The following is a 17,017-nucleotide window of genomic DNA, read 5'->3' as shown; positions in this document are numbered from 1 at the left end:
AATCAATCACTCAAAGTAAGCAGCGCCAGACAGGCCAGCGGCGCGGTTTCGGCACGCAGGATGCGCGGGCCCAAAGTGACCGGCACAAAACCGGCAGCGATGGCGGCGGCTTCTTCCGCAGCGCTCAGGCCGCCTTCTGGGCCGCTGAGCAGGGTTACCGGGGTCGCGCTGTCATAAGCGGCCATGGCTTGCAACAGCGGCCGGGTGCCGGTGCGCAGCGACAGCAGCAGCCGGGGTGCGGCCGGCGTCGCGGGCGGCAATGTCGACAGCCATTCGGTCAGCGTGGCGACGTCGTGGAGGGTAGGGAGGCGGTTGCGCCCGCACTGCTCACAGGCGGCTATCGCCACGCCCTGCCAGTGCGCGACCTTTTTGTCGGCGCGTTCGCCTTTGAGGCGCAGCACCGAACGCTCAGCCATCAGCGGCGTGATGCCGGCGACGCCCAACTCGCTGGCCTTTTCGACCAGCCAGTCCATGCGCTCGTTCGCGGGCATGCCGATGGCCAGAAACACCGCACGACTGGCCTCCCGCTCGATGGCGTGGTGCGCGGTGACGATGATCTGCACATCGTTGCGGCCCATGCGTGTGATGCGCGCCTCGAACTCGCCACCGCGGCTGTTGAACAGCGTGATGCTGTCGTCCGGCTGCAGGCGCAGCACCTGCACATGGCGCGCCGCGCGCTCCGGCAGGCTCAGCGCGTCGCCAGTGCTCAGGGGCAAATCGGCGTAGAAGCGGGCTGTCATCGCCGGGGACTATCGGCAGAGGCAAATGCTATCAAATTGATAGCTACTTGCGCGCGCCAGACGAGGGCCAGAGGCCGATTTGATGCAAAAAAGATGATTCAAAACGTATAACCCACGCGGGTCTCGTTGCCTTCGATCTCGTCGAGCAGGACCATCAGCGGTCCGAGCTGGCGGTAGCGCGCGCAGGTGGCACGGGCGTAAGAAATGAAACGCGGTGTGTCGGCCAGGTATTTGGGCTTGCCGTCGCGCAGCGTGAGCCGCGCAAAAATGCCGAGGATCTTCAGGTGGCGCTGCAGGCCCATCCACTCGACGGCCCGGTAAAACTCGCCGAAGTCGTCGCCGACCGGCAGCCCGGCCTTGCGCGCCTGTTCCCAGTAACGCACGGTAATTTCAAGCACAAAGTCTTCGGGCCAGCTGATGAAGGCGTCGCGCATCAGACTGGCGATGTCGTAGGTGATTGGGCCGTAGACCGCGTCTTGAAAATCCAGCACGCCGAGGCCCCCCACGCTTGTCGCTTCGCGTACTGCGCTGCCCCCCGAGGGGGCGCTGCGCCTGCGGACTGGCAAAGCCAGATCCGCGGCCCCGGCTGGTGAAGAGGACCCGCGCGCGCTGGTTGCTTCCGTTTGGCTGCTCACCATCAGGTTCCTGGGCATGAAATCGCGGTGGACATACACGCGCGCGCCACCGAGCGCGTTCAGGTTGCTGTCCTTGATTTGCGCAAACAGGGTGTCAAGTTTGCCGCGCAGTGCGCTGTCGATGGTGATGCCGCGGTGTTTTTCCACATACCAGTCGGGAAACAGCGCCAGCTCGCGCGACAGCAGGGCGTCGTCGTAAGGCGGCAGCACACCGGGGCGGGAGGCCAGCTGCCAAGTCACCAGCGCGTCCACCGCTTCGCGGTACAGAGCGTAGGCGCGCCGCTCTTTGCCAGCTTCGGGCGTCTGATCGATCACCTCGAGCATGGTTTGTGCGCCCAGGTCGCTCAGCAGCATGAAGCCCTGCGCCTCGTCCCAGGCCAGCACGCGTGGAGCGTGCAGCCCGGCATCGGCCATCAGTGCGGCAACCTTGACGAAGGGCCGGCAGTCTTCCTGCGCGGGCGGCGCGTCCATGATGATGCAGTCACCGCCGCCGGCCCTGCCGACCCTGAAATAGCGGCGAAAACTCGCATCAGCCGAGGCGGGGCGCAGGAAATCGGGCAACAGTCCATGAGCGCTTGCCTGGGCATGAAGCCAGAGGGTAAAAGCGCGGGCGCGGTCGGGATCTGTCCAGACAATGGGAGCTTGGGTCATGTGTTGTTGAGCCCGCCGGGCGGCCAATCATCGAAAGATGCGGGACAGGCGGGTGGGCATAGGATAATCGGGCCTGTTTTTATAAACGGGTTTATCTCATACTTCCGATGCATCGCGCATCCCGCTCGCGTTTTATTCTCTCCCCGGTCGCCCATGCCGCCCTCAGCCTCGTGTCCTGCACGGTGCTGGGCCTTGGGCATGGGGGCTTCGCACATGCCCAGGCGCCGGTGGCGTCACCGGATCCTGCACAGCCGCCAGCTGCGTCGTTGCCGGGGAGCATTCCGCGCCGCGATGCGCTGCCAGGCCAGCTCAAGAGCAGCCCCATGCTGGCCGAGAAGCCACCGGGGGGACCCGGCATCGAGTTGCCGACGTTTATCTACGGCGACCGCTTGTCCGGCCGCCCCGAACTGGAAACTGTGATTGACGGCAACGCCGAATTGCGTCGCGGCGGCTCGTCCATACGTGCCGACCGGCTGGAGTACGACCAACCGACAGATATGGTCAAGGCCCGGGGCAATGTGCGCGTCAACAGCGCCGGCAATTTGTACAACGGGCCGGAGCTGGAGATCAAGCTCGACACCTTCGAAGGCTTTTTCACGCGACCCGACTATCGTTTCCTGCAGAACAACGGTTACGGCGCGGCCAGCCGCGTGGACTTCATTGACGACAAGCGCCTGGTGGCTTATGACGCCAGCTTCACCACCTGCCAGCGCGGAGAAGGTCCGAGCTGGATGCCGGCCTGGATCGTCAATGCCAGCCGCATCAGTTTCGACAAGGAGGCCGACGTCGGCGAGGCCTCGGGTGGCGTGCTGCGTTTCATGGGCGTGCCCATTCTGGCCGGTCCCACTTTCAGCTTTCCGCTCAGTGACAAGCGTAAGTCCGGGCTGTTGCCGCCGACCTTCGGCTTGAGCACTGTCAATGGCACTTCGGCCACCATTCCGTATTACTTCGATATTGCGCCGCAACGCGATGCCACCTTCGCGCCGACGGTCATGAGCAAGCGCGGGGTGGAGCTGGCCGGCGAGTTTCGCTACCTGGAGCGCACGTATCAAGGCGAATTGCGCGCCAGCCTGCTGCCCAACGACAGTTTGCGCAACAAGACGCGTTGGTCTTACAACTATCTGTCCACCGGGACCTTCAACACCGGTCTTCGGTCGGTCGGGGCTCTGGGCTTCGACCTCAACCTGAACCGGGTCAGCGACAACAACTATTGGCGCGATTTTCCGGCGACGGGACTGGGTGGATCCGGCAACGGATTGACCCAGCGCCTGCTGACCAGTGACGCCAGCGTGAGCTGGGGCTCGGGATTTCTAGTCACCAAGCTGCGCGCGTTCAAGTACCAGACCTTGCAGGATGTGGATTCCCCCATCGTCCCGCCTTACGACCGCTTGCCGCAACTGACAGCGGCCTACACCCGGACCAACGTTCCGGTGGCCGGGCTTAGTGGGCTCGATTACTCCGTCGCCGCCGATTACACCCGTTTCGAGTCGGATCGTCTTCTGACCCGGCAACCCAATGCCAACCGAACATTTGCGCTGGCGCAGATCAGCCGACCCTGGATACGGCCGGCCGGCTACATCACGCCCAAGCTGATGTTGCATTCGACGAGCTATCAGTTCGACGGTCCGCTGGTCAACGGGTCGCGCTCGGCGTCGCGGACCGTGCCGACCTTCAGCCTCGACAGCGGCGTGACCTTCGAGCGCGACGCCAGCTTCTTCGGCCAGGCCTTCACCCAGACGCTCGAGCCCCGGCTTTTTTATGTCAATACGCCCCATCGCAACCAGAGCGCCCTGCCTAATTACGATTCGGGCCTGAATGCCTTCAACTTTGCAACCCTGTTCACGGAAAACGAGTTTGTCGGCAACGACCGCATTTCGGACTCCAACGTGCTGACCACAGGCGTGACCTCCCGTTTGCTGGTCCCGGAAACAGGCGCGGAAGCCTTGCGCGTCGGTGTCGCGCAGAGGTTGCGCTTGAAGGACCGCCGGGTGACCCTGCCCGGCGAGGTGCCGGTGTCGGAGCGCCTGAGCGACCTGTTGCTCGGAGCAACAGTCAATCTGACACCGGCTTGGTCGCTGGAAAGCACCGTGCAATACAACCCGAAAACCAACATTTCGGAGCGCGCAACAGTTGGCGGACGTTATAGCCCGAGCAATTATCGTGTGATCAGCGTCGCCTACCGCCGCCAGCGAAAGGTCAGTGAGCAGTATGAGCTGGGCTGGCAATGGCCGATCAACGACTTGTGGGGCGACAAAGGTCAGGACCTGGGCGCTGGGCGCGGCCAGGGCCCGGGACGCTTGTACAGCGTGGGGCGCTTGAATTACAGCGTGCCAGATAAAAAGCTGGTCGATGTCGTGGTTGGCCTGGAATACGATGGGTGCTGCTGGATAGGCCGGGTGGTGCTGGAGCGCACTCAACTGGGCACCTTGTCCCGGGTGGGTGGCGGATCAACAAACACAAACGCCACCCGTATCCTGTTCCAGCTCGAGTTCGTCGGTTTCTCCAAGATTGGCAACAATCCCCTCAAAACACTGAAAGCCAATATCCCGCGTTATCAGTACCTGCGTGAACAGAGCACGACACCGAGTCGCTTTACCAACTATGACTAAATACAGCCGTCTTCATTCTCCTGTCCGTCGTCCTGCCGTCGCGGTGGTGCTGGCCCTCTCGGTGGCCATGCCGCTTATGCTCGTGCAGGCCCAGACCTTGCGCGTTCCGGGTCAGCAGCTGCGCACACCAGGCCTGGGTGTCACGGGTTCAGGCGTCGCGGGCGGCGCTGGCGTGCAGCGCCAAGCCGACTACATCGTGGCCGTGGTCAATTCAGAGCCCATCACCAACAACGAAGTTCGTGCGCGAATTTTGCGTACCGAGCAGCAGATGCGGCAACAGGGTGCGCAGGTTCCACCGAGGAACGAATTGGTGCGACTGCTGATGGAACGCCTGATTGTGGAACGCGCTCAACTGCAGTTGGCGAGGGAAACGGGAGTGCAGGTCAGTGATGCCATGGTGGACGACGCTGTCGCCAACGTAGCCAGGCAGAACCAGCTGTCGACCGGTGAGTTGCGCCGGCGGCTGGAGGCTGATGGACTGCCGTTTTCCCAGTTTCGCAACGACCTGCGCGATGAGATCGTCCTGAACCGCCTGCGGGATCGCGAGCTGGATTCCCGGGCGAAAGTCAGCGACCAGGAGGTTGAGCAATTCCTTCGTGCTCAAGCGGGTGGCGGTACTGCCCCAGTTGCGATGGAGCTCAACCTGGCACAAATCCTGGTGGCCGTCCCGGAAAGCGCCACTGCCGAGCAGGTAGCGGCACTTCAGGCCCGGGCCCAGCTGGTGGCGGAGCGGGCGCGCAGTGGTACCGACTTTGCCCAGCTGGTCAAAGAATTTTCCAATGCACCAGGCGGTCGCGGCGATGGGCAAATGGGTCTTCGGCCTCCCGATCGTTACCCGGAGCTTTTTGTCAACGCGACACAGAACCTGCCGATTGGCGGCGTGGCCGGGCCGGTTCGCAGCGGCGCGGGTTTTCATGTGCTCAAGCTGATCGAGAAGAAGCGGGCGGGCATGCCTGGCGCCACGGTTGCCGAAACCCGGGCCCGCCACATCCTCTTGCGCCCCGGCCCCCAACTGAACGAGGCGGCGGCGGTGGCACGTCTGGCGGAGTTCAAGACGCGGATTGCTGCTGGCCAAGCCGATTTTGCGGCCTTGGCCCGCGAGTTCAGCCAGGACGGCTCGGCCAAGGATGGGGGCGACCTGGGCTGGGCTGGCGCCGGCATGTTTGTGCCCGAGTTCGAGGAGCGCCTGAACAGCCTGGCACCGGGCCAGGTCGGCGACCCACTGGTGTCGCGTTTTGGAGTTCATCTGATCCAGGTGCTGGAGCGGCGCAACAGCACCCTGTCGCCTCGCGAGCAGCGCGAGGCGGTGCGCGCTGCGTTGCGCGAAAATAAGCTGGAAGAGGCCTATGCTGCCTGGGCGCAGGAAGTGCGCGGCCGGGCCTATGTGGAATACCGGGAACCGCCGCAGTAGATGTTGCCCCCACGGTCGCTCACTGCGTGTAGCTCCCTGCCCCCCGGGGGGGCCGCTGCGCCTGCGGGCTGGCGGAGCCAGACCCGCGGCCCCGGCTGGCCTGAAGAGAATTCAAGGCCGGTTATTGTGGGCGGCATATGAAGCACATCCCGCGGAAGAGGTTCGGCCAGCACTTTCTGACCGACCGCAGCATCATTGACGCCATCGTCGATGCAATTGCACCGGCGGCCGGTCAGGCGATGGTGGAGATTGGTCCCGGGCTGGCGGCCTTGACCCAGCCGCTGGCTGAACGCCTGGGCCAACTGACGGTCATTGAACTGGACAGGGACCTGGCGCTGCAGCTGCGGGCGCATCCACAGCTGCAGGTGATCGAGGCCGATGTGCTCAAGGTCGATTTTGTCCAGCTCGCTTCCCGAAGCGCAGGGTCTTCCGGGAAAATCCGTGTGGTCGGCAACTTGCCTTACAACATCTCCACGCCCATCCTGTTTCACCTGCTCGATGCAGTCCACGTCATCGAGGATCAGCACTTCATGCTGCAAAAGGAAGTGATTGACCGCATGGTGGCTCAACCTGCGACCAGCGACTATGGCCGGCTCAGCGTCATGCTGCAATGGCGTTATGCCATGGACAATGTGCTGTTTGTGCCGCCGCAGAGCTTTGATCCCCCGCCGCGGGTGGACAGTGCCATTGTTCGCATGGTGCCGCATGCCGCGCCGGCCCCGCTGGCGCCCGCGTTGTTGAGCGAAGTGGTCCGTGTGGCTTTCAGCCAGCGCCGCAAGCTGCTGCGTCATTCGCTGGGAAAATGGCTGGAGCAGAAGCAATACGTCCGGCCGTTTGACCTGCAGCGCCGGGCTGAAGAAGTCCCGGTGGCCGAGTACGTGGCCCTGACCCAGGCGCTGGAAGCCGCTGGCACGCACTGACTGGCGCCTGAAAAGCAAAAAGCCCGTCCAGGACGGGCTTTTTCAATGCAGCAGCGCCTTTACGCCGCTGCCAGCCAGTATCCCGCGTTGAACGGGCTGCTCATGCGCAGCGCCAGTGGCGACACGTCGAGCAGTTTGTCGGTCGGCATCGGCTCTTCACCGTCTGCGCTGTTTGCTTGCTGGGCCTCATTCGCCCGATCCCCTTGGCCAATGTCTGGGGAGCGGGCTACAGAAAAGAATAGAAACATCTGAACGGTATCTTTCGATCCGCCCAGTAGTCCGCGGCATCCCGGAAGATGTCCAGCAGCTGCTCGCGCGCTTCCTTGTCGAACTTGGCGTGGGCAGGGATCTGCTCAAGCACTACGATAAAACCAGGTTGCGGGCCGGACTTGTGAACCAGGTCCGTCATGCAGTCGTAAAGCGCATCAAAATTTTTCCCAAAATGCGCCGGGAATGTGTACTGTGCCGCGATCATGTCCAGCACATCCTGCTTGCTCTGGGCATTGCCCAGGTTGGCATACAGGAAGTGCTGGTTCAATTGCGTGGCGGCGTCCTGCAGGTCCTGCACGCGGAAAGCGCGTATGGATTGCACGATGTTGGGTCTAACAGTACGAAGTGGCATATCCATCTCCGTGTCTCTTTCTTAAGTCAAAAATTCAAAGTTGACAATCACCGCAGAACTATTGAACGATTCTGCGAAAACTCGCGTAGTGATCATCTGTGTAATAACAAGCGTCAGGCATCGTGGGAACAAAACCGCCACATACGATGCGCCGGGCACCCCGACTGCGTTCACCGGGTGTCTGGACGGTGTATTCGCGGTAATAACTGCGATTGCTGGCAGGAAGAAGTTTTTCCCGGTTGCCAAACACCGAACCATCCTTGTCGTACTTGAACGGCCCACCCTGATAAATCAGCTTCACCACCTTACGGCCCTGCACCGGCAGCTCGTCAAAGACGACGGTAGCTGTCCGGGAATCAAAGCCGGTCCCCTTTGCCTGCACCATAACGGGGCTGAAGCCAGCCCCCAAAACAGTCAGCATGACTGTCAGGGCGAGTCGCCAGCCAGCCCAACCGTTTCGCAACATGAAAAAATCTTTCCTGAACGAAAGTTAACTGCTTGCTCTTAGGAGCAAGTGTCGGGTTAACCCTCAAATTTCAAGAGCTGGAGTTTGACGCATTCAGCCGAAAAAAGCAAGCGTCTGCCCAGCGATCAAGCGGGCTACGGGGAGGCCCTCAACATGAATAAGTTAGTACTAGCTGTCTAAAGTTGGCTTATCGGGATGCGTTGGCGTCAGCGACTGTCAGGGCTGTCATATTGACGATCCGGCGCACGGTGGTGCTGGCAGTGAGAATGTGCATCGGCTGGTTGGCGCCCAACAGAACGGGTCCAATGGCAATGTTGCCGCCGGCAGCCGTCTTGAGCAGGTTGTAGGCGATATTGGCTGCATCAATATTGGGCAGCACCAGCAAATTGGCCTGGCCCGCCAAGGTGCTGTTGGGCATCACGGCAGCGCGCGCTGCGGCATCCAGGGCCACATCACCGTGCATTTCGCCGTCCACTTCCAGCCAGGGCGCCTGTTCGCGCAGCAGCTCCAAGGTTCGCCTCATTTTCAGAGCGCTGGGCAGGTTGGATGTGCCGAAGTTGGAGTGCGAGAGCAATGCCGCCTTGGGCTTGAGCCCGAAACGCATCATTTCCTCGGCGGCCATCGTGGTGATTTCAGCCAGCTGCTCGGCCGTGGGGTCGTAGTTGACGTGGGTATCCACCAGGAAGACCTGACGGTCTGGCAGCAGCAAGCCGTTCATGCAGGCATAGGTTCCAACTCCGGGTCGTTTTCCGATCACCTGGTCCAGGTAGTCCAGATGGTGGGCGGTTGTGCCCCAAGTACCGCAAATCAGGCCATCTACATCGCCCTTGTGCAGCAGCATGCCGGCAATCAGGGTCAGACGCCGCCGCATCTCTATTTTTGCGATCTGTACGGTAACGCCACGTCGCTCCATCAAGCGGTGGTAGGTCTGCCAGAAGTCGCGATAGCGATGGTCGTGTTCGACGTTCACCACATCGTAGTCCAGCTCTTCCTTCAGGCGCAGGCCGAATTTCTCGATGCGCTGGGCAATGATGGCGGGTCGCCCTATGAGGGTGGGGCGTGCCAGACCCTCATCCACCACGATCTGGCAGGCACGCAACACGCGTTCTTCTTCCCCTTCCGCGTAGGCCACGCGTTTTTTGCCAGCCTTCTTGGCTGCCGCAAAAATCGGTTTCATGGTGGTGCCGGAGGCGTACACAAAGCTCTGAAGCTTTTCCCGGTAGCCATCCATGTCGGTAATGGGTCGCAGCGCGACCCCGCTGTCGGCGGCTGCCTGGGCCACAGCCGGTGCTATCTTGATCATGAGCCTGGGGTCGAATGGCTTGGGAATCAGATATTCCGGGCCAAAAGCCAGCTGTGCGCCGGTGTAGGCGGCTGCCACCACTTCACTTTGCTCAGCCTGGGCCAATTCGGCAATGGCATGGACGGCGGCAATCTCCATTTCGACGGTGATGGTGGACGCGCCAGCGTCGAGTGCACCCCTGAAGATGTAGGGAAAACACAGGACGTTGTTGACTTGGTTCGGGTAATCGGTGCGGCCGGTGGCCATGATGGCGTCGTCACGCACCGTCTTAACGTCTTCAGGCGTAATTTCGGGATTCGGATTGGCGAGCGCAAAAATGATGGGCTTGGACGCCATGCGCGCCACCATGTCCTTCTTGAGTACACCCCCGGCCGACAGGCCCAGGAAGAGGTCCGCACCTTCTATGACTTCCGAGAGTGTGCGGGCCGGTGTTTTCTGGGCGAACTGGATCTTGTCCTCGTCCATCAATTCGGCCCGGCCTTCGTACACCACGCCCGCGAGGTCGGTGACATAAACATTTTCGCGCTTGATGCCCAGTTTCAGCAGCAGGTTCAGGCAGGCCAGCGCAGCCGCGCCAGCGCCGGACGTCACCAGCTTGATCTGACCGGGTGTCTTGCCGACAACCTTGAGGGCGTTGAGAACGGCAGCGCCGACAGTGATCGCGGTGCCATGCTGGTCGTCATGGAAAACCGGGATTTTCATCCGTTTGCGCAGTTCACGTTCGATGTAAAAGCAGTCCGGTGCCTTGATGTCCTCGAGGTTGATGGCCCCGAAGGTCGGTTCAAGCGCAGCGATGATGTCCACCAGCTTGGCCGGATCGCTCTCATCGATTTCAATGTCGAAAACGTCAATGCCGGCAAACTTCTTGAACAGGACACCCTTGCCTTCCATTACCGGCTTGGCCGCTAGCGGGCCGATATTGCCCAGACCGAGCACGGCCGTGCCGTTGGTAATCACGGCGACCAGGTTGCCGCGGCTGGTGTACCTGTATGCGGCGTTAGGGTCCTTGACGATCTCCTCGCAGGGCGCGGCAACCCCGGGTGAATAGGCCAACGCCAAGTCGCGCTGGTTGGTCAACTGCTTGGTTGCCGCGATCGCAATTTTGCCCGGGGTCGGAAATTCATGGTATTCCAGCGCCGCCCGGCGCAATTCGTCTCTTTTTTCCTGGTTGTTATCGGGGGCTGCGGGCACGACTGCGGACATCAAGTTGTCTCCTGAGCGGCGACCGCCGGGCCGCCATTTTTGTAAGGGTTTGCGATTGTAGGCCGCGACTTGGGAAAACCCTAGTAAGTGGATCTACGCAAAAAGGTGCACTGGTGCTTGACTTTTTGCCAAAGCCCGAAGCCTGCGGATCACCGGGGTCTTCGGGCATTGGACGCTGGTGGCCTGCGGTCGGGCAGCGGCAGATAGCTCCGGCGCGTGGCCACGGACGCTTATTGTCAGGTGGGAAGAATCGAACGGGTACGCTGGTCTGACCGCACGAGTGGGAAAGTTTTTGCCCGTCGCAACAATAGTTAAAACGTATTGACAGGAGCTCGGCCATAGATGGGGGAGTAAAGGTCAGGGAATTGGCGTCGCCAGGAGCCCCGGGGCGGCAAAATCCGTCGTGCGACGCAAATTCCCCACACCTTTTGTGTGTCAAAAGACCGCGTTTGTCGGAAACCCTGGTCCGATCATCGACTCTTCCTATGAGTTCCCCCATACTGTCAAAAGTAATAAAAAACACTTTGTTGCAACTCTGGAGGGCCTCTTCCAAGGCTAACGTGAACCGTTTGGGCATTTCACTGCAAGCGTTACTCTGGCTCCCGGCGGTGGCCATGGGTATTTGCGCGCCTGCATTCAGCCAGCAGTTGCAGCGACCAGACGCGGGGACCCTGCAAGAAGTGCAGCGCCAGACTCCCTTGCTCCCCCCCACCGGCGCGCCGCAGATCAGCCTGCCGCCCGCAACCCAGAGCCTGCCAACCGCATCGACGGTGCGCATGAGCCCGGCGGCCTTCCGGTTTGAAGGCAACAGCATTTTTGCAGATAGCATCCTGGCGGCGCTGGTGGCAGACCGCGTCAACCAGCCGACGGATCTTGCAGGCTTGACTGAAGCGGCCGGCCGCATCAGCCGGTATTACCGCGCGCAAGGTTATCTCCTCACCGAAGCGTATGTGCCCGAGCAGGCGTTTTTGGCCGCGGGCGGAACGGTCACTATTGCCGTCGTGGAAGCCCGCATCGGCAAGGTGCAGGTGCAGGTTGCCGGGCAGAACGCGTCCGCTTCCTACGTACGCCGTGTGGTGGAGGCCAATCTCCGGCCTGGCGCACTGATCAGCGAATATCTGCTCGACAAGTCGGTGCTGCTTCTGCGCGACGTCGCGGGCGTCGATGCCAGCGCCACGGTCCAGCCGGGCCAGCAGACCGGGCAGGCCGACGTTACGATCGCCGTGCAATCCCGGGGGCTGATACTGGATGGCTCGGTTGGCATGGACAACTTCGGTGCGCGCGCAGCCGGCGCCTGGCATTCGTCGGGCAATCTCAATGTGAGCAATTTGATAGGCCGCGGTGATGTATTGAGTGCGCGCGTGCAACTCAGCGAAGCGTCGCGCAGCCAACTCTACCGCCTTGCCTACGCACTGCCCGTGGGCGCGGATGGAGCACGCTTGACCTTGAGTGCTGCACGGACCGACTATGCGCTCGGCCAGCCCTTCACTGCCTTGGGCGCCACCGGCAAGGCAGAGGTGCTGGGCTTGACGCTGACGCGGCCGCTGATTCGATCACGCGAAGCGAATGTGTACGGCTTGCTCGCCTTGGAACACAAGAAATTCACCGACCAGCTCACCACGCCGGCCACCGAAAGCGGGCGCCGCATCCTCGCCACGCGCGTCGGCGTCCTTGGCAACTTCACGGATGAACTCGTTGGCACCGGAGCGTCAAGCAGCTATGCGTTGACGGCAGCACTGGGCCGTACGCGCATGGATGCCCGGAGCCTGGGCTTTGACCAAGGCCCCGGCGGGCTTCGCACAGCGGGGGGCTTTGGCAAACTCAACCTGGAGTTCCAGCGGTCGCAGTTCTTCGACAATCCTTCCAGTGTTCACATGAACCTGCAGGCGCAAATGGCTTCGAAAAACCTGGCATCGGCGGAAAAAATGGCGCTTGGCGGGCCTAACGGTGTTCGGAGCTACCCCGTTGGCGAGGGAATAGGCGATTCGGGGCTGCTCCTTAATCTTGAATACCGGTACCAGCTTCCAGCGGCCATTGCGGTGGCGGGCGAGCCTGTCAGTCTCGCCGCCTTTTACGACTACGGCACAGTGCGCGTGAACCATGACGATTCGGCGTTGCCCGGCGGTACCAACCGGGTTTCTTTGGGTGCAGTAGGCATTGGCGCGCTGGCGGGCCGCGTCAACAATTTCCTGATCACCACCTACCTGGCCTGGCGGACTACCCGGTCAACTCCCTCCACCGGCGAACCCGAGCGTTCGCCACGCGCGTGGGTGTCTGCCCAGAAATGGTTCTGACAGCGTGACCCAGCCAAGTTCACTGAAAAGCGCGACCAACCGGCCGGGCTGCTACCGCGCCTGGGCTGTGCGCACGGTGGTGGTTCGCCTGTCGCGCAAACTGACCGCTACCTACCGGCTACGCGCCGGGCGGCTGCTCTCGCGTCTGCTGGCCACCATGCTGGCGGGTTTTTCCACGCTGGCAACTGCGTTACCCGAAGGCGCCAATGTGGTTGCGGGGCAGGCAGCCATCAGCACGCCTGGCGTCAATTCGATGGTGGTCACGCAGGGCAGCGAGAAAGCCATACTCAACTGGCAAAGTTTCAACATCGGCGCTGGCCAGTCCATGCAGTTCGTGCAGCCGGGTGCGGCATCCGTCGCGCTCAACCGGGTGGTGGGTGCCAATCCCTCGTCCATCTACGGATCGCTCAGCGCCAACGGCCAGGTGTTCCTGATCAACCCTGCCGGTGTGATGTTTGCACCAGGTGCACAAGTCAATGTGGGTAGCCTGGTTGCCACAACGCTGGCCATCAGCAACGAAGACTTTATCGCCGGCCGGTATACCTTCAGCGGCAATGGCAGCACGGGCAGTGTGGCCAACAGCGGGACCATCAATACCGCGCGCGGTGGCTATGTCCTGCTGGCAGCGCCTTCCGTAAGCAACAGCGGAACGATCAACGCCGACGCTGGCTCAGTCGGATTGGTGGCAGCTTCGCGGGTTTCGATTGATAAAAGCGGTGCCGGACTGGTCCGCTTTTCAATGGATGCTGCGGCGGCGAATGCGGTCGCGGCCAACAGTGGCGTGATCACCGCACAGGGCGGCCACGTCACCGTGCTGGCCAGCGCGCTGGGTGACGCCATGGCCACGGTCATCAACCAGTCCGGTGTGATCCGCGCCACCTCGGCGACCGAGCGCAACGGCATGATTGTGCTCAGTGGTGGACGCAATGGTGTAGTGCATGTTTCCGGCACGCTTGACGCCACGGGTGCCGGGGTGGGTCAAACCGGCGGTACGGTGCAGGTGCTTGGCGACAAGGTGGTGTTGGCGACTGGCGCCTCTATAGATACGTCGGGCCACTCAGGCGGTGGGACTGCGCTGGTTGGTGGCGACTACCAGGGTGGCAACGGCGCAATTCAAAACGCAACACGTACGCACGTGGCGGCGGGTACCACCATCCGGGCCGATGCTCTCGATAGCGGCAATGGTGGCAAGGTCGTCGTATGGGCAGATGATGCAACGGTTTTTGAGGGCGCCATCACAGCCCGTGGAGGAAGCCGCAGCGGTAACGGCGGCCTGGTAGAGACATCGGGGAAGGAATTTTTGCGAGCCACTGGCGGCGTTGATGCCTCGGCGTCACAAGGCGTGGGGGGCGTCTGGCTTTTGGATCCCCGCAACGTCAGCATCGTCAACGGCGTTTCCAGTGGCGGCACGTTTGCCAGCCCGACTTACACCCCATTTGCAGACAACGCGATTGCTGATAGGAATCAGCTGGAGCTCGCACTCAACGGTGGTACCAGTGTGAGCGTGGTCACTGGAGCCAGTGGCAGCCAAGCCGGCGATATTACGGTCGTTGACTCCATCACCAAGTCATCGGGTGCGTCGGCGGCAACTCTCACCCTCACTGCCGCAGGCAGCATTTTTGTCAACAACGCTGTGTCCAGCAGCAGCAGCGCACTCAACGTAAACCTTAACGCCACGGGCGCGACCACGTTCGGTGCAACGGGCTCGCTTACGACAAACGGCGGAAACGTAAATATCACTGGGACTGGCGCCAAGGCTCTTGGCAGCATCAATACCACCGGGGTCGCCGGGACTGGAAATCTATCAGTGGGCAGTAGCGGCGCAGTTAGTCAACTTGGAGCCAGTGCTTTGACGGTGAAAGGCACGACGTCCATCACAGCCGGTGCGGCCAACGATGTGACGCTGAGCAACAGTGGAAACGACTTTACCGGCGCGGTATCGGTTGTTTCTGCGCGCAATGTCAATATTAACGATACAAATGCGCTTGTTCTGGGGGCTGTAACCACGACAGGCGCGGCAAACGCTAACGGTGGAAATGTGCAGATCACCGCCAGCGGGGCCGTGACGACGGGTGCGATCACCACGACGGGCGGCACGGCTGGCGTGGGCACCGTTGGCCGCAACGCGGGGTCGGTGAACATCAACTCAGGTGGAAATGTAAACGTTGGTGCCATCAGTGCCAGCGGAAGTGCTGGTAACGGAACCAACCAGGCGGGCGGCGCGGCGGGGGTGGTATCGATCACCGGCACGGGCACACTGAACACCAGCACCATCACGGCATCAACGGGTGGGGCCACGGGAACGGGAGCGGGCGGCGCAGCGGGCTCCATCACACTGACGGGCAGCAACGCTGCGGTGGGCAACTTGAGCACGGCTGGGGCCCTCTTGAGCAACAGCCATGGCGGCGCCATCAGCATCACCACCACCGGAACACTAAGTGCGGGCACGATTGCTACCGGCGCAGGCACGGCCAATACAGGCACAGACGGGCGCGACGCGGGAAGCGTCACGATCAACGCTGGAGGGGCGATCACAACCCTTGGTGCCATCACCGCCAGCGGCACGACCGGCGTAGGCGCCAACCAAAACGGTGGTGCTGGCGGACAAGTCAGCGTCACGGCCGTGGGCGGCATAGCGGGCGCGGCCATGACGGCCAGCGGCGGCGCGGCGCTTGGTACGGGCAACGGCGGCAACGCTGGACGCGTGGTGGTCGCCAACTCAGGCACAGGCAACCTCACGCTGGGAGCGCTGACCGTACAGACCGGCAACGCACCTGGCGCGGGCACAGCGGGCAGCGTCAACGCCACCAGCAGCGTCAACGTGACCAACAGCGCAGCAGGCGGCAACCTCACCACGGCAGCGATCATCACCACGGGCGGTACCAAAGCGGCCGGCGGCAACGTGGTGCTCAGCGCCACCAACACCGGCACCCTGTCAACCGGCAACGGCAGCATCACGGCGAACGGCGGCACGGCAGTTGCCCAGGCCGGACGCAACGCAGGCAACGTCACCTTAAGCGCCGGCGTGATCAACCTGGGCACGGGCGGCATCACCGCCAACGGCGGCGCAGGCGTAGGCGCTAACCAGGCCGGCGGCGCGGGCGGGGCCATCAGCTTGACCAGCAACGGCGCCATTACCACTACCGGCGCCACGGCGGCCAGCGGCGGCGCTGGCTCGGCGACCAACGGCGCAGGCGGCAACGCTGGCTCCGTCACGGTGGTCAACAACTCAACCACCGCAGGGGCGATCACACTGGGCGCATTGAGCGCCCAGACTGGCGCAGCGGCGGGCACAGGCGCAGGCGGGGCGGCGGGCAGCATTGGAGTGACCAACAATGCTGCTAATCAAAACGTCACGGTGGGCGCTCTCAATACCGCCGGCTTTGCCAAAGGGGCAGGCGGCAGCATCAACGTCAGCGCAGCCGGCACTGGCGTGCTGAACACAAGCGGCGCGGCCATCACCTCGACAGGCGGCGTCGGCATCAACAGCGCAGGCGCTAACGCCGGCAACATCACCTTAAGCGGCGGCACGGTCACGCTGACAGGCAGCACCTTGACGGCCACAGGCGGAGCCGGCAACGGAGTCAGCTTTGCAGGCGGCAGTGGCGGCGCGATCAGCGTGACCAGCAACACCGGCGGCATGAGCAGCACGGGCACTGGCGCCATGACGGCCAACGGCGGCGCAGCATCGGCTACGGCAGCAGCAGGCGGGGCGGCAGGCACCATCAGCGTGGTTAACGCAGCGGCCAGCACAGGCACGATCAGCCTGGCAGGCAGCGGCGGGCTTAACGCCCGCACGGGCGTGTCTACAGGCACCACAGCGGCTGGCGCGGCTGGCAGCATCACTGTGAACAACAACGCCACGGCAGCGACGGCGACCACCGTGGCTGCACTGAACACCAGCGGTCAGGCCAACGGCAGCGGCGGCTTGGTCAGCATCAACACGACAGGCACATTGGGTGCGAGCACCATTGCCACAGGCGGCGGCACGGTTAATACGGGCAGCACCCTGGACGGGCGCGACGCAGGCAACGTCACGATCAACACCGGGGGGGCGATCACAACCCTTGGTGCCATCACCGCCAGCGGCACGACCGGCGTAGGCGCCAACCAAAACGGTGGTGCTGGCGGACAAGTCAGCGTCACGGCCGTGGGCGGCATAG

General features: G+C 62.6%; 10 protein-coding genes. 5 read left to right on the top strand and 5 right to left on the bottom strand.

The window, feature by feature from the left end; genetic code table 11:
• Nucleotides 1–2 precede the first annotated feature (2 nt).
• Together H0W47_RS11430 and H0W47_RS11425 are read right to left on the bottom strand one after the other, a co-directional pair.
• Nucleotides 3–740: a 16S rRNA (uracil(1498)-N(3))-methyltransferase gene (locus H0W47_RS11430; protein WP_296924388.1), complete on the bottom strand. Its 738-nt coding sequence runs from the start codon at nt 738–740 to the stop codon at nt 3–5.
• 98 nt (nt 741–838) lie between these two features.
• Nucleotides 839–2,026 carry a phosphotransferase gene (locus tag H0W47_RS11425; protein ID WP_296924386.1) on the bottom strand — a complete coding sequence of 396 codons (1,188 nt, stop codon included), beginning with the start codon at nt 2,024–2,026 and terminating at the stop codon, nt 839–841.
• A 107-nt stretch (nt 2,027–2,133) separates the two neighbouring features.
• Here H0W47_RS11425 and H0W47_RS11420 point away from each other — a divergent pair, with 107 nt between their 5' ends.
• From H0W47_RS11420 to rsmA, 3 genes are all read left to right on the top strand, one after another.
• A complete protein-coding gene (locus H0W47_RS11420; RefSeq protein ID WP_296924384.1) occupies nt 2,134–4,635 on the top strand; it encodes an LPS-assembly protein LptD in 2,502 nt (833 codons plus the stop codon).
• Nucleotides 4,628–6,046, top strand: coding sequence for a peptidylprolyl isomerase (locus H0W47_RS11415; protein ID WP_296924382.1), 1,419 nt, complete (start codon nt 4,628–4,630; stop codon nt 6,044–6,046). The genes H0W47_RS11420 and H0W47_RS11415 overlap by 8 nt, the downstream gene beginning before the upstream one ends.
• 137 nt (nt 6,047–6,183) lie before the next feature.
• Nucleotides 6,184–6,966, top strand: coding sequence for a 16S rRNA (adenine(1518)-N(6)/adenine(1519)-N(6))-dimethyltransferase RsmA (gene rsmA / locus H0W47_RS11410; RefSeq protein WP_296924380.1), 783 nt, complete (start codon nt 6,184–6,186; stop codon nt 6,964–6,966).
• A 226-nt stretch (nt 6,967–7,192) separates the two neighbouring features.
• On the opposite strand, the gene H0W47_RS11405 is transcribed toward rsmA, so the two are convergent.
• The 3 genes from H0W47_RS11405 to H0W47_RS11395 all read right to left on the bottom strand — a co-directional run bounded on the left by H0W47_RS11405 (nt 7,193) and on the right by H0W47_RS11395 (nt 10,560).
• On the bottom strand, nt 7,193–7,594 hold the full coding sequence (locus H0W47_RS11405) for a barstar family protein (RefSeq protein WP_296924378.1): 402 nt from the start codon (nt 7,592–7,594) through the stop codon (nt 7,193–7,195).
• 52 nt (nt 7,595–7,646) lie between these two features.
• The gene (locus H0W47_RS11400) at nt 7,647–7,973 is read right to left on the bottom strand and encodes a ribonuclease domain-containing protein (protein ID WP_296924413.1); all 327 of its coding nucleotides are present in this window, start codon (nt 7,971–7,973) and stop codon (nt 7,647–7,649) included.
• A gap of 268 nt (nt 7,974–8,241) precedes the next feature.
• The gene (locus H0W47_RS11395; RefSeq protein ID WP_296924376.1) at nt 8,242–10,560 is read right to left on the bottom strand and encodes an NADP-dependent malic enzyme; all 2,319 of its coding nucleotides are present in this window, start codon (nt 10,558–10,560) and stop codon (nt 8,242–8,244) included.
• A gap of 560 nt (nt 10,561–11,120) precedes the next feature.
• On the opposite strand from H0W47_RS11395, the gene H0W47_RS11390 reads away from it, so the two are divergent.
• Together H0W47_RS11390 and H0W47_RS11385 are read left to right on the top strand one after the other, a co-directional pair.
• Entirely contained in the window at nt 11,121–12,854 is a 1,734-nt protein-coding gene (locus H0W47_RS11390; protein ID WP_296924374.1) for a ShlB/FhaC/HecB family hemolysin secretion/activation protein, read from the top strand.
• Nucleotides 12,855–12,858: 4 nt separating this feature from the next.
• Nucleotides 12,859–17,017, top strand: a 4,159-nt coding sequence (locus H0W47_RS11385) for a filamentous hemagglutinin N-terminal domain-containing protein (protein WP_296924371.1), incomplete at its 3' end; no start/stop codon positions are given.

It is taken from the genome of Polaromonas sp., assembly GCF_013817205.1.
Lineage (GTDB): Bacteria > Pseudomonadota > Gammaproteobacteria > Burkholderiales > Burkholderiaceae_C > Polaromonas.
The sequence above is the reverse complement of the archived record's forward strand: the minus strand, read 5'-3'. Positions and strand labels throughout refer to the sequence as shown.